Genomic DNA, 13584 nt, shown 5'->3' on the forward strand with positions numbered 1-13584 from the left:
GACAAATTTTAATATATCAATTCATGTTTTGATATTAATAAAGTTTCTTTGATAAATTCATTGTTAATTAATTTAACGATATGTAATCAGGTATTATCTGTAAATATTTATTAAATGCTATTTTTTTTTAATTAGATTTTTATATTAAATTCGTTTGTTTCAACAATTTTTGGTAATCTGCCAATTGTTCCAATATTATTTTCAGATATCAATAATGCTCCATCGAAGTATTCTTTATAGTTTTCTGCGGTTTCTAATGCATTTGAGATTTTATCCTGTGAAGTTTCACCATTAACATCATTTGCAATTCGTGTTGCAAGTCCGTCTGCTAGGGATGCTGATTTGGAAAGAATTGTCACGCTATCTGATTTTCCGAAACTAATGGAATGGCCAATCTTGCCTGATGAAGTGCATATTCCCAAAGCTTTTTTTCTAGGTTTTAATTTGAATGCAATTTCATTTCCAATTATTTTATTATTTGAATAAATTCCGCATAATATTGTTTCATCATTTATTAGTGCGATATCTCCGCCATTTTCAACAGTTGAACATTTGGTGTTGTTTTTGATTAAATGATTTAAAGATAATTCTGATATGGTTCCTGCAACACAGGCCATGGGTCCGACATCAGAGATATTTGATGTTTCATTCATTTTTTTAATTATTGGAGGTAATGACTCTTCATGTAATTTAAGCGGCTCTAATGAAAGTAGAAAATCTTGATTTTTTGCAATATAATGTTTCAAATCAGACCTTAGTGAGAAAATATAATCTTTTAAATCATGTTTGTGCAGATCGGTTTTCAGCCGTATATGTGTTTCACCTAAGTTAATTTCTTGGTAATTCATGTTTTTTTATTTTTGAAGTGTTATTATTAAAATTTTTCATTGAAATTTGTTATTTTTCAGTATACTATGTGTTATTTTTTATGTGGGGTAATATAACGGCCTTTTAAATTAAATTAAACACAAAGTATTAAAAACATTTATATATAATATTTAATTATTTATAATTTAGAAAAATAAATTAACACGCGTGATATTTGTGAAATCTTTTGAATTTTTATCTGTTGCAAGAGAAGAGAAACCAAGAAACTGCGGTATAACCATGGTTTTGGATAAAGGGTTAGGCCTTGAAACTGCAGAAAGTCTGATGAATATATCTGGTGAATATGTGGATTATTTGAAATTTGGATGGGGAACATCCATTGTACATGAACAGAAAATAATAAAGGCCAAAGTAGAAATGTACAAAAATCATCAAATTACACCATATACTGGGGGAACATTATTTGAATTGGCATATAAATCAAATAAATTGGATGAATTTTTTACAGAAGCACATCAATTGGGTTTTCCAGCTATTGAAGTGTCTGATGGTTCAGTAAATATTCCTCATGATGATAAACTGAAATGCATAGAACTTGCAAAGGATAACGGATTTGAAGTATTGTCAGAAGTGGGTAAAAAAGACCCTAATCTGGATAAGGAACTGTCATTAGACGAAAGAATTCAGTATATGCAGGAGGAATTGGATGCCGGTTCATCCCTAATAATCGTTGAAGCCAGAGAAGGAGGTAAAAACATTGGAATTTTCGATAAGTCAGGTAATGCAAAGGAAGATGAAATAGATTATATTCTGAATAACTTCGATGGCAATAAAATTTTGTGGGAAGCTCCAAACAAAGACCAACAGGTATTTTTCATATTGAAATTGGGAAATACTGTTAATTTAGGAAACATTTCAAGTGATGACATAACTTCTCTTGAAACTTTAAGAAGAGGGCTGAGAGGAGATACAGTCGGTAAAATTAGTTAAAATAATTAAAAGAGGGTAGTTAAAATGGAAAATAGGAGCATTGACCAAATCAACCGAAAGATTGATGATGGTGAAGCTAATATTTATACAGCAGAAGAGTTTAAAAAGCTAATCAAAAATGATGATGCACCAAGTTTTGATGAAGTTGATGTTGTAACCTGCGGAACTTGTGGAGTGATGAGCGGAACAGCCGCCATACTTAACTTTATTGTTTCTCCTCCAGGTGAATTCATAAGGGCTAATGAGGTGTATCTGAACGGTGTTCCGGCATATGCAGGACCTTGTCCGAACGAATGGTTGGGTTCTGTCGATGTGATTCTTCATGGAACCGCACATTCAGTATATGATGAAAATTATGGAGGAGGATTTTTATTGAAGGATTTGCTTGAAGGCAAATCAATTGATGTAAGGGTGGAAAGTGCAGACAATAAGACAATTGAAAACACCATAACACTTGATGACATTACACGTGGACAGATAATAGGTGCACGTATGGCCTTTAAAAACTATACTGCTTTTACAAACCCCAATAAAGAAGCGGTTAACTCAATATTTGCTGCAACTCCTTTAGAAGGTAACTTATCTGGATTGACATTTTCAGGATGCGGTGACCTGAACCCTCTTCAAAATGACATTCCTCATAATGTAATTAAGGAAGGATGTAGGGTTTTGGTAAATGGAGCTCAAGGTTATATTTTGGGTGATGGTACACGTTCCAGTCCCGAAAAACCGAATTTGATGCTTTCAGCGGATTTATGTAAAATGGATCCTTATTATTTGGGAGGTTTCAAAACAGGTCAGGGCGGAGAAATATATGACACTGTTGCAATACCTATCCCTGTTTTGAATGAGGAAATTTACAATAATCTGCTGATAACTGATGATCAAATTGATTTGCCTGTTGCAGACATTAAGGGACGTCATTTGCCTTTGGATAACACAAATTATGCGAAAATGTGGCAAGGTCATGACTTGAGACCTCAATTTGACGGCTCCAAATGTTTTAACTGTGAAAAATGCAGTGTTGAAAGTGTCTGTCCGACAAATGCATTCAAAAACAGAAAATTTAATATTACACATTGTTTCGGTTGCGGAATGTGTGCAAACTTCTGTAATCATGATGCGTTCCAAATGAATACTGGTGATGTTGATTTAACAATTAATGAGAAAAAAGTAAACATTCCGATTATCTGCAGACAATCTGACAGATTGAGAGGAAACAAATTATCATTAAAACTTAAACAGTTAATTGAAAATAAGGAATTCAGATTATGACTACTCAAAAAATCACTGATTCTCCAATTGATTTTGCAGAGCAAATTATTGAAGATGTTAAAAATTCAAAGGATGATGGAGTTTTAAAATGCGTCCAATGTGGAATGTGTACTTCAACATGTCCGGCAGCACGCCACTCCGATTATAATCCTCGTGACATTATAGAAAGAGTATTGGATGGGGATATAACAATTCTGGAAGACAACAATATCTGGAATTGCTTTTACTGTTATACCTGCCATAGTGTTTGCCCTGTAGGAAACAGCGTATGCGAGGTCAATCAAATACTCAAACAATTTGCAATTGCCAATAATATTGGTTATGATAAGCTTTATGAATATATGGGCTTTGCAGACAGCTATTTTACCGCAGCAATAGGGGCAATACCTGAAATATTTTTCAAAGACATCGACAGGGATGTTCCGGGATGGTGGGATTTCAGACAGAATCTTGATGAAATCAGAAAGGAACTGGAACTTGACCCGCCTTTAATGCCATCCAAGGAAGTAATAGATGAAGTAAGTAAAATATTGACAATTACAGGTTTTAAGGATAAAATAGAAAAGATAAGAGAATCTCAGGAGGAAGAACATGAAGAACATTCCTGATAAAGATATACTTTTATTTAGAAGTTGCCTGGTAAGTGTGGAATATCCTGGTGTTGAGGCATCCACTAAATTTGTATTTGACAAGTTAGATGTTGACTATGCTATTTCAGATAAACAGACCTGTTGCACTGGTCTTGGACATTACTCAGATGTTTTCAGCCAGATAGATACAACTGCTATCGGTGCACGTAACTTTAAGATTGCCCGTGAAATTGGAAGGCCAAATCTTGTAATGATGTGTGCCACATGTTATGCAATCAACAAAAAATCAGTTAAGTTATTGAACAAAAAAGATGATTTGAGAAACAATATCAATAATCTTTTTGATGAAAACGGATTATCTCATTTGAAATATGAAAAGGACGACTTAAACCCCACTGAAAATATATTTCATGTAGTTGATATTCTTTATGGTAAAAAAGATAAGATTAAAGAAAATATAAAATATGATTTAAGTGAGTATACTATAGCCACTCATCATGGATGTCATTATTGCAAAGTGCATTATGAGGACACAATCGGAGGTGTTAGAGATCCGAATATAATGGATGAAATTATTGAGGAATGTGGATGCAAGACTATTGGCTGGTATGACCACAAAAGAGCCACCTGTGGGACTGGTTTTAGACAAAGATACTCTAATCCTGAGTTGTCATTTACTGCTACGGCTGATAAGATGAATGCAATTGCAGATGAAGATGTTGATATTTTGGTGCATTTGTGTCCTAACTGCCATATTCAGTTTGACAGGTATCAGCATTTGATTTCCGAACGTGAAGGCAGAAACTTTAGAGCAATTCATTTGAATATTACACAATTTTTAGCGTTGGCTATGGGAGGAGATTTAAATAAAGTAATAGGAGCTAAAGCTCATACGGTTCCGATTGATTCTGTAATTAAAGATTTGAAGGAGGTTTCTAAATGAGGGATGATTTAAAAGTTGGCGTTTTTTTATGTGAATGCGGAGGAAATATTGCAGACATTGTAGATTTGGATGAAGTCCGAGACTCTTTGGATGTTGAATTCATTGGGCAGTTCGAAAATTTATGTTCACTAAATGGACGTAAAATCATAAGGGATGCAATCTTTGACCATAATCTGGACAGGGTTGTAGTTGCTGCATGTTCTCCAATATCTCATGAAAAGACATTTCAGGATTATGTGAAACCTTTAAATCCTTATTTAATGGATATGGCTAATATCAGAGAACAATGTTCATGGGTACATAGCGATAAACAAAAAGCTACTCATAAAGCTATTACACTGATTAATGCTTCAATCGAAAAGGTCAAGCAGTCCGATGCGGTTGACCCAATTTACTGTCAAACTCCTGAGGAAGTGGCGGTTATTGGTGGGGGTATTGCCGGGATGAATGCGGCATTATCTCTTGCAAAACAGGGAACCAAAGTGACTATTGTCGAGCAATCTCCTTCAATTGGAGGACATATGGCGAAAATAGGTAAGGTGTTCTCTCCTGTAAAAATTGCTGAAGAGTGTGGAATGTGCCTTTTAAATCCAATCTTAAATGAGCTTGTATGGAATGACAACATTGATGTTTTAACAAATGCTAAAGTAATTGAAGCTGAACGAAGAGCCGGAACTTACAATTTGATTATCGAACAGTCTCCAAGATATGTGGACACAGAAAAATGCATTGCGTGCGGTAAATGTGCTGAAGTATGTGAAGTTGAAGTTCCAAATGATTGGAATGATAATCTGTCAATGAGAAAGGCAATTTACAGACCATTTGGGCAATCATATCCAGAAAGCTATGTTATTGACATGGACAACTGTTCCAAATGTGGGGACTGCTTTAGAACATGCAACATGAAAGCTATTAAACTCAGAAGCAAACCTGAAAAGTCCCTGCTTCAGGTGGGCTCAATAATCGTTGCAACAGGACATAAACTATTTGACATGGAAAAAAGGCCGGAATATGGATATACTAGATATGATGATGTCATAACCCAATCTGAACTTGGACGTATTACTGGGGTAAACGGACCTACAAAAGGAAAACTTCTCAAATCAAATGGCGAAGTTCCAAAACGTGTTGTGATGATACAGTGTGTGGGTTCAAGGGATGAAAAACCTGACGGTCACAGATACTGCTCAAAAATATGCTGTACTGTGGCATTGAAAAATGCAAATATCATCAAACACAAGTATCCGGATACAGATGTGTTGATATGTTACACAGACGTTAGAACTCCGGGAATGTTTGAGAAATACTATAAGCATACTCAGGAAAATGAGGTAAGGTTCTTAAGAGGCCGTCCTGGAGAAGTTGTTAAAAAAGGAGACAATTTCATTGTCAGAACCGAAGATACTCTTAAAGGTGAATTTGTGGAAATTGAAGCTGACATGGTGGTATTGTCCACTGCAATGGAACCGTCCGAGGGTACAATTGAAATTGCAGAAACATTGAACATTGGAACAACTGAAGATGGTTTCATCAAGGAATCACACCCTAAAATAAAGCCTGTTGCAACCGATGTGCAGGGAATATTTGTATGCGGAACGGCACAGGATCCAAAAGACATCACAGATTCAATCATGCAGGCAACTGCAGCTGCTTCAAAAGTTTCAGAGTATAATTATGGTGGAGTTGAAATTGAGCCTTTCATTGCAGAAATCGATAATGAGAAATGCACTGTATGCGGTGAATGTATAGAAAGGTGCAAATACAAGTCAATGAGCATTCAGGATGATGAGATTTACATAGACCCTATGAGCTGTACGGGTTGTGGTAAATGTCTTGTTGGCTGTAAACAGAGGGCCATTACTGTAAATGGTAACATTGATGAGAAAATATTGGCTACAATAAAGGGGGTATTGTCCAAAAAGCGTGAAGGTGAACGCATGATTTTGGTATTTTTGGATAATATTGGTTATACTGCTGCAGACAATATTGGAGTTAACAGACTTTCATATCCGGAATCAATTCATATCATTAAAGTTATTTCCGTAAATCGTGTAAGGCCAAGGCATATTAGATATGCACTTGACAATGGTGCTGACGGAATATTCATTGGGGAATTCCCTGGAGATTTGATGTATGGTGAAGTGGAGCGTAAAATTGAAAGGGTTAAGCAGCGTATTGATGAATTGGGTCAAAATCCTGAAAGGGTTACATTTTCAAAAGTGTATATTCCCTACTTCACAGGTCTTGCCCGTAAATTAACAGACTTTGACAAAAAGATTGCTGAGCTAAATGAATCTGAATAGATTTCAAATTAAAAATAATTTCTGCTTTTTTAGGCTGAAATTTAATTTTTAATTTTTTAAATTATTTTTTTTTTTTCATTAATTTGCACCCAATGCTGTTTTGGATGAAGTTTTAAACAAAAGTTTTAATATTAGTTTTTTTATATAAGTTATCATGATTACATGTGATGTTTGCGGACACTTGAACGACTCATCCAGAGCAACCTGTGAAAATTGTGGATCAGATTTATCAGACAGTCCTGATTGGAGTGCAGGTTGTGATGATGATTTAAATTTTGATGAAAATGGTGATTTAGGTTATATTGATGATGGATATTGGGATTAATCTATTTTTTTGAGCAGTTCCAGTCCCATGGGAGTACATTTATACAGTCTTCCTTTTCTCACTTCTTCGTTAACACACACTACCAGATTTTCTTTTTTCAAATCAGATAATGCTGCTGATACTTGGCTTGTTTTAATGTCAAGTTCTTTTGCAATTTCTGAGGGCATTTTTAATTCATTGCCTATAGACTTTAATGTGTTAGTTCTATACGGAGAGATTTTAACATATCCCAGAAGTTCGTATAATCTGATGTTATCCATAATTATTATTTTTGAAATTAAACAAATAATGATTATATATAAGTTAAATATGTTTAAATTTATTTAAACATAAGATATTCATAAAATAAGTGAAAAAAGAAATAGATTTTAAAATTGGATGGTATCCATAAATCTATTTTTTATTGATATTGGGTCTAAATCAATAATTGGTGCATCTGAATTTCCAGCTTCAGTTTTATATACGATAAAACTGGCATTACTACTTCCAATAATTTCTTTTAAATCAATATCGTTAAAATTAAAACTATTTTTAAATCCAACGCTTTTTGCAATTTCACATAGATCAACTACTTGAGCATAGGTATCCTGGTTTCCTGTCGAACCGTATGCACCATTGTCAATCACAATCCAGGTCAGATTCTTGGGATTATTTGCAAAAATTGTTACAAGTGACCCCATGTTCATTAAAAGAGATCCGTCTCCATCGATTACAACAACATCTTTATCTGGACGGGCTATTGCAAGGCCGAAACCAATTGAAGATGCAAGTCCCATTGAACCGATCATATAGAAGTTTTCTTTTCTATCTTCAATGTCATATAATTCTCTTGATGGAAATCCTATATTGCATATAACAAGTTCATCGTCAATATTTTTCATTATTTCTGTAATTGCTTCTCTTCTTGCCATATTATCACCAATAACTAATTTCTAAAAGTATTGAAACAGGTTTTCCCTCTTCAGTTGACAAATCCCATGAATCAAAAATTGCTTCATATGCTGCTTCAGGATTCCCAGGCTTGAAGAATCTGAAGTTCATTGCCTCTAGAATTCTAGGGGTTGATTCTCCCATTGGAACTTGTCCGCAAATATTTTCCCCTTCAGTTCCTCTATGGCTCATAATCATAATAAGAGGAAATTCATATAATTCCATCAATGATTTTAGTGCATTTATGGAGTTTCCAAGTCCTGAGTTCTGCATTAAAATAGCTGTTCTTTTTCCTCCAAGATATGCTCCAGCACATATTCCAATTCCTTCTTCTTCACGGGTTACGGGAATATGAGTTATCTCATCATCTTCATCAATCATCTTAAGTAATTTTGATAAGTTAGCGCATGGAACACTTACTATAAAATCGATTCCAGCATCTTTAAGTCCGTTAAAAATAGCTTCACTACTATCCATACTATCACTTTTTTTCTAATATTATTACAGTTATATAATTCATTACTTAAATAGCTATTTTATTTGATATTCTCATTGATTTTCATTATTTTGAAATTATTGTTAATTATAATTCATGTTTTTAATTTAAAGTAATGTACATTTTCATACATATAATTTAATTAATAGAAAACTTTTTATTTAATTTAATACTAATATATTTTCATGTTTGATAAACTACCAGTATCTTCTAAAACTGAAAAGATTTTGACTAAATCTTTAGACGAGCAGATTACAGTCGAGGAAGCAAATCATTTGATGAAAATTCAAGGGTCAGATTTATACCCTTTACTTGCTACAGCAGACTATTTAAGACAGCAAATCGTGGGGGATAATGTTACTTTCATTAATAACTGTAATATTAACTTCACAAACATATGTACAGTAAGATGCGGTTTTTGTGCTTTTGGAAAAGATGCAGATGACCCTGAAGCTTATATTTTAAGTGATGAGCAAATATTGAATAAGGCTCAGGGAGCTGTTGAAAAAGGTGCTCATGAATTTTGCGTCATGGGCGGCGTACTTCCAGATGCAGACATTGAATATTATGAACATTTACTTCAATTGCTGAAAGGCGAATATCCGAATGTAATGATTCATGGTTTTTCACCTACAATGATTAATGATGCATGTTTGGTTTCCGGTCTTGACATTGCAGAAGGTTGTGAAAGATTAAGGGATGCAGGATTGGACACCCTACCGGGAACTGCGGCAGAAATTTTAACTGATAGGTCACGTGATTTAATTTGTCCTGAAAAGGTAAGTGTAAACGAGTGGGTGGACATTGTTAAAACTGCTCATGAAGTAGGAATCCCAGGTTCAGCTACAATCATGTATGGTCATGTAGAGACATTGGAAGAAAGAGTCGAACATATAGACATTATCCGCAAACTTCAGGAAGAAACCCATGGATTCACTGAGTTTATTCCTATGACTTTTATGCACGAATATTCTCCGATATTTTTAGAAGGACAAAGCAATCTAGGAGCTACTGGTACTGAAGACTTAAAATTATATGCTGTTTCCAGATTGATGTTAAGGGATTTGATTCCAAATATCCAAGTGTCCTGGGTGAAAATGGGATTCAGATTTGCTCAGGTTGCATTGACTGCAGGAACTAATGATTTGGGTGGAACTTTAGGTGGAGATGAGTTATCTGAAGCTTCCGGAGCACCTGACGGAGTTGATGCGTCAATTGATACATTAAGTAATATGGTGAAAAACTTGGGCAGAAATCCGATTGAAAGAAATTCCAAATACACTGAATTTTATCCAATCAAATCCTATAAAGCATTGGCTTCAAAATAATTAATTAAGGGGTATTATGAATAAATTTATTGTCATAGATGGTTTGGATGGATCAGGGAAAGACACTCAGGTTAACTTGCTTGCTGAAATGTATAAAAAGCAGGGAAGGGAAGTAATAGTCAGATCTCATCCATGCAGTGACAATAAGTATGGCAGAAAATCTAAGGCGGCACTTTTAAAAACTGGTAAGTTAAATCATATCAAGGCCACTCTTTATTTTGGAATGGATGCTATCAGGTCTGTTCAGATGTACTGCCACAGCAATGATACTGATGTGGTAATATTTTCAAGATATATCCTGGCTGTAATGTATCTTCCGGATGTTATCAACACTATAGTTTATAAAATTGTGGCATTTATTCTGCCGACATCCAATTGCATGTTTTTTTTAGATGTAAGTCCTGAAGAATCTTTAAGAAGAATCGGAGGGCGTGACGAGGAGACAGAAATGTTTGAAAACATCGAATCTCTACGTGAAAATCGCTTGAAATCTCAGAAATTCACATATAACTGGAATGTGGTTGATGGAAATAATTCTCCTGATGTCATTTCACAGGAAATTATTTCAAAGTGTCTGGAAACAGACAGATTATAAAACTTCTTTAATTCCATCATTTGTAATAATCATTAGGGAATTAAGATTTTCTAAAACAAGTGAAACTATCGGATGGGTCTGAATGTCCTTGTGCATGAATATTATTTCTTTGTCCACAATGTCAATCCAATTAACATGGTATACAACAATGCCATTCACAATCAATCCTAAAAACTGTGGAACAAACCTGTTTTCATTAATTTCTTCAAAATACTGATTTTTTCTTAATATTTTTCTTAAAACTTCATCCATTTTAAACACCTTTTCTTTCATAAACGAATTTCGGAACGGCTTTTGAGAAAGGATCAAAAGTTTCCCTGTTTTTCACTTCCATGCATTTCATGCTTACCTTTGAGTGAAGTGAAGATGGAAGTCTTAAAATTCTTTTCAAATCAATGGATACTTTTGCATCAATAGTGGCCAGATTAACACGGGCCATAGCTTCAACAAGGTTTTTATACCTTCTAGGACCTATGTCCCTTTTGAAAAATCCCCAATTGTCATTTTCAAGGTGATGTCTTGATGCGATAATGTCCTTCATAAGCTTTGGATTGATACCGTCCAGCTTTTCATTTCCGACCAAATGCTGGATATTGAATTTAACTTTATCTGTGAATATTTTGGAATATCCTACGGGAATCGAGAAATGCTCAAAATTAAAACTCTGATTGGATACTTCAGGATTTATGAATTGTGATTTGGGAACTTCTGCACCAGCTACATATTTGAGTACTTCAGAGCGGAGCTCGCTTCCTGCAGTCATCATTTCATCATCAAGAATTCTTATGTGATATCCTCTTCCTGAATATATAAGATGTATGTTTTTGAGACCTAAATCAGATTCCAATGTGTCAATTAGGGTATTGACGATTTCTAAAGCTTCACCTAAACATATTTCACATACTCCATCGCATTGGCATGACCTGATTGGAATATCCTTTGCATCAACATCAAAAATATATTCAGCCTTTAACCAATCTTCTCTTCTTCGAGGATTGTTGTAGAATGCTACTGAGATATATGCTGCAAAAGGTGCCTTATATCTTAGGAATTTTCTCAAAGATTCTTTTCCTCTAAAGACCTTATATCTGTCATTAGGTCCGCTTCCGTTATGGTCAAAACCGAACTCCCTTTTCTTTAAGTCAGTAGCTATGAAGTCCGGCAGGTCATTTTCAGACCATTCCTCACGATAGTATTGTCTGCGCTCTTTTAATGTAGCTTTAGAAAACATGATTAATAGTTACTTTTTTTAAGTATATATTATTTCTTAATGTGTGCTTTTGCACAAAAATGCCGATATTTTGCAAAGGATTATTAACTTTTCTTTTAAACATTAAATCATGGAGTATGAAAATATTTTGGATTGCAGGAACAATAAGGAATTCCGAAATTGGCTTTCTTCCAATCATATGAAACAAAAGGAATGCTGGATACATTGCAAGCGGGGAAAAATGAAGGATGATGATGTGTTTTACTATATTGATGCGGTCTATACTGCACTGTCCTTCGGGTGGATTGATTCAACATATGGTATTAAGGACGGTGTCAGGCTTCAGAGATTCACTCCCCGAAGGAAAAATAGTTATTGGTCTGAATTAAACAAGGAGAGATGTCGATGGCTAATTAAAAATAATTTGATGACAAAAGAAGGTTTCAAGCAACTCCCTGATTTGGAGGAAGAATTTAAGATTGATGATGATATTATTGAAATATTAAAGAAAGATTCTGAAATTTGGAAAAACTTCAGTGATTTTCCTGATTTGTATAAAAGAATTAGGATAGGCAATATTCAAAGACACAGAAAGAATAAAGATAATTTCAAAAGAATGATGTCTAATTTTTTAAAGAATACGAAAAATAATAAAATGTATGGCAATTGGACAGATTATGGAAGGTTATGATGTTTGCGTATTTATAATATGATTGGTGTAATGGGGTATTTTCATAATCTGTTTTTTCTAAACTATTTGTTTTTGCAGCATCCAAAAAAGAAGTTTTTGATTTTTTTGGATGTAGATTTTTTATCATCTTCGATTTTTTTATTTCTTTCATGCATATGCTTTCTGGCTTCTGCCATATTATCCATAATTTCACATCCTAAAAATTTAGTTACGCCTAAATAAATTTATCACTGTTCCCACTTATAAAGTTTTGTAATATACTGTTTCATCATTGACATTTAGTTAAATTAAAACATTTAACTGACTTATGTGGAAGTTATGATAAACTACTATATAAATGGCTTTTCCTATAAGTGAGGTGATATGATGAATGGTATTGCGGCATTATTTGTTGGTGCTATTGTGGCTTATTTTGTAAAAGGAATGCTTGGTGACAGTGCATGGAGTACAATAATAAGTTTGGTTATTGGATTTTTGGTAATGGGTTTTGTTGCTTCATTGTAAATGCACAACCTATTCAATTTATTAAACAGTATAATAAAATATTTAATCATGGAAGAAATAGTTGAAGTAATAGGAGTGGAGCATTTAAAAACAGTCTTGTCAGGATTGACTCCTGAAGATATTGTTAAACCGGCTTTTGATAACTGGATTTCCTGTCAGAGAACAGGTCACACGATACTTAATCTTGAAAATGGTAAGGTATACGGGTTGGGTATTGAATTCAACCAATTGCCTTTGGCAGATAATATTTATATTGAACTTTTTACAATTAAGGCCAGTGAAGATCCGATAGATGCCAAGGATTTATTCTCCAAACAGGAATATGAGGAATTTCTGGAGTTCAGCAGTGATGATCCTTGTGAATATATTCCAGATATAATAACTGATTTTTGTGAAAAAAATAATATTAATGAATATGAACGTAAAATTGGGATTTTAGCTTATAATTTTGAGAAAAATGAGCAGTCAAATTATAATATGTGGGAATCAGCTATTTTAAATAAGTATTATGATGCAATTCATGAAGACCATAATCCGTTTAAGTTTTCTCAGTCTTCAATGTAAAAAAATAAAAAA

The 13584-nt window shown here is 34.0% G+C and carries 18 protein-coding genes; 11 read left to right on the forward strand and 7 right to left on the reverse strand.

Annotated elements, in window-relative coordinates; all coding sequences use genetic code 11:
* Positions 1 to 131: 131 nt before the first annotated feature.
* A complete protein-coding gene (locus tag Q0P94_RS04085; protein WP_295114064.1) occupies positions 132 to 848 on the reverse strand; it encodes a UPF0280 family protein in 717 nt (238 codons plus the stop codon).
* Between the two features lie 196 nt (positions 849 to 1044).
* Here Q0P94_RS04085 and comA point away from each other — a divergent pair, with 196 nt between their 5' ends.
* The 6 genes from comA to Q0P94_RS04115 all read left to right on the forward strand — a co-directional run bounded on the left by comA (position 1045) and on the right by Q0P94_RS04115 (position 7254).
* Positions 1045 to 1818, forward strand: coding sequence for a phosphosulfolactate synthase (gene comA, locus Q0P94_RS04090; RefSeq protein ID WP_295114066.1), 774 nt, complete (start codon positions 1045 to 1047; stop codon positions 1816 to 1818).
* 24 nt (positions 1819 to 1842) lie between these two features.
* Positions 1843 to 3093, forward strand: a complete 1251-nt coding sequence (locus Q0P94_RS04095) for a methanogenesis marker 16 metalloprotein (protein WP_295114068.1) — start codon at positions 1843 to 1845, stop codon at positions 3091 to 3093.
* The gene (hdrC, locus tag Q0P94_RS04100) at positions 3090 to 3701 is read left to right on the forward strand and encodes a ferredoxin:CoB-CoM heterodisulfide reductase subunit HdrC (RefSeq protein WP_295114070.1); all 612 of its coding nucleotides are present in this window, start codon (positions 3090 to 3092) and stop codon (positions 3699 to 3701) included. The genes Q0P94_RS04095 and hdrC overlap by 4 nt, the downstream gene beginning before the upstream one ends.
* Entirely contained in the window at positions 3685 to 4626 is a 942-nt protein-coding gene (gene hdrB, locus Q0P94_RS04105) for a ferredoxin:CoB-CoM heterodisulfide reductase subunit HdrB (protein WP_295114072.1), read from the forward strand. Before hdrC ends, hdrB begins: the two co-directional genes overlap by 17 nt.
* Positions 4623 to 6929: a ferredoxin:CoB-CoM heterodisulfide reductase subunit HdrA gene (gene hdrA / locus Q0P94_RS04110; RefSeq protein WP_295114074.1), complete on the forward strand. Its 2307-nt coding sequence runs from the start codon at positions 4623 to 4625 to the stop codon at positions 6927 to 6929. Before hdrB ends, hdrA begins: the two co-directional genes overlap by 4 nt.
* A gap of 154 nt (positions 6930 to 7083) precedes the next feature.
* Positions 7084 to 7254 carry a hypothetical protein gene (locus tag Q0P94_RS04115; protein ID WP_295114076.1) on the forward strand — a complete coding sequence of 57 codons (171 nt, stop codon included), beginning with the start codon at positions 7084 to 7086 and terminating at the stop codon, positions 7252 to 7254.
* Here Q0P94_RS04115 and Q0P94_RS04120 read toward each other — a convergent pair.
* The 3 genes from Q0P94_RS04120 to comD all read right to left on the reverse strand — a co-directional run bounded on the left by Q0P94_RS04120 (position 7251) and on the right by comD (position 8661).
* Complete coding sequence (locus Q0P94_RS04120; protein WP_295114078.1) at positions 7251 to 7514, reverse strand: MarR family transcriptional regulator; 264 nt, start codon at positions 7512 to 7514, stop codon at positions 7251 to 7253. The two genes, Q0P94_RS04115 and Q0P94_RS04120, sit on opposite strands and share 4 nt — an antisense overlap.
* A gap of 108 nt (positions 7515 to 7622) precedes the next feature.
* Positions 7623 to 8165 carry a sulfopyruvate decarboxylase subunit beta gene (gene comE, locus Q0P94_RS04125; RefSeq protein WP_295114080.1) on the reverse strand — a complete coding sequence of 181 codons (543 nt, stop codon included), beginning with the start codon at positions 8163 to 8165 and terminating at the stop codon, positions 7623 to 7625.
* Positions 8166 to 8169: 4 nt separating this feature from the next.
* On the reverse strand, positions 8170 to 8661 hold the full coding sequence (gene comD, locus Q0P94_RS04130) for a sulfopyruvate decarboxylase subunit alpha (RefSeq protein ID WP_295114082.1): 492 nt from the start codon (positions 8659 to 8661) through the stop codon (positions 8170 to 8172).
* Between the two features lie 204 nt (positions 8662 to 8865).
* Here comD and cofH point away from each other — a divergent pair, with 204 nt between their 5' ends.
* Positions 8866 to 10008, forward strand: a complete 1143-nt coding sequence (gene cofH, locus Q0P94_RS04135; protein ID WP_295114084.1) for a 5-amino-6-(D-ribitylamino)uracil--L-tyrosine 4-hydroxyphenyl transferase CofH — start codon at positions 8866 to 8868, stop codon at positions 10006 to 10008.
* 16 nt (positions 10009 to 10024) lie between these two features.
* A complete protein-coding gene (locus Q0P94_RS04140) occupies positions 10025 to 10603 on the forward strand; it encodes a deoxynucleoside kinase (protein WP_295114086.1) in 579 nt (192 codons plus the stop codon).
* Here the strand turns inward: Q0P94_RS04140 and Q0P94_RS04145 are convergent.
* Positions 10598 to 10855, reverse strand: coding sequence for a hypothetical protein (locus Q0P94_RS04145; protein WP_295114087.1), 258 nt, complete (start codon positions 10853 to 10855; stop codon positions 10598 to 10600). The two genes, Q0P94_RS04140 and Q0P94_RS04145, sit on opposite strands and share 6 nt — an antisense overlap.
* A gap of 1 nt (position 10856) precedes the next feature.
* Positions 10857 to 11834, reverse strand: coding sequence for a DNA primase catalytic subunit PriS (gene priS / locus Q0P94_RS04150; protein WP_295114088.1), 978 nt, complete (start codon positions 11832 to 11834; stop codon positions 10857 to 10859).
* A 220-nt stretch (positions 11835 to 12054) separates the two neighbouring features.
* On the opposite strand from priS, the gene Q0P94_RS04155 reads away from it, so the two are divergent.
* On the forward strand, positions 12055 to 12504 hold the full coding sequence (locus tag Q0P94_RS04155) for a YdeI family protein (RefSeq protein ID WP_295114089.1): 450 nt from the start codon (positions 12055 to 12057) through the stop codon (positions 12502 to 12504).
* Between the two features lie 62 nt (positions 12505 to 12566).
* Here the strand turns inward: Q0P94_RS04155 and Q0P94_RS04160 are convergent, their stop codons facing one another.
* A complete protein-coding gene (locus tag Q0P94_RS04160) occupies positions 12567 to 12689 on the reverse strand; it encodes a hypothetical protein (protein ID WP_295114090.1) in 123 nt (40 codons plus the stop codon).
* Positions 12690 to 12867: 178 nt separating this feature from the next.
* Between Q0P94_RS04160 and Q0P94_RS04165 the strand changes: the two genes are divergently transcribed.
* Positions 12868 to 13008, forward strand: a complete 141-nt coding sequence (locus Q0P94_RS04165) for a hypothetical protein (protein ID WP_295114091.1) — start codon at positions 12868 to 12870, stop codon at positions 13006 to 13008.
* Positions 13009 to 13053: 45 nt separating this feature from the next.
* The gene (locus Q0P94_RS04170; protein ID WP_367270199.1) at positions 13054 to 13572 is read left to right on the forward strand and encodes a hypothetical protein; all 519 of its coding nucleotides are present in this window, start codon (positions 13054 to 13056) and stop codon (positions 13570 to 13572) included.
* Positions 13573 to 13584 lie beyond the last annotated feature (12 nt).

The organism is uncultured Methanobrevibacter sp., from assembly GCF_946184425.1.
In the GTDB taxonomy this organism is placed as follows: Archaea; Methanobacteriota; Methanobacteria; order Methanobacteriales; family Methanobacteriaceae; genus Methanocatella.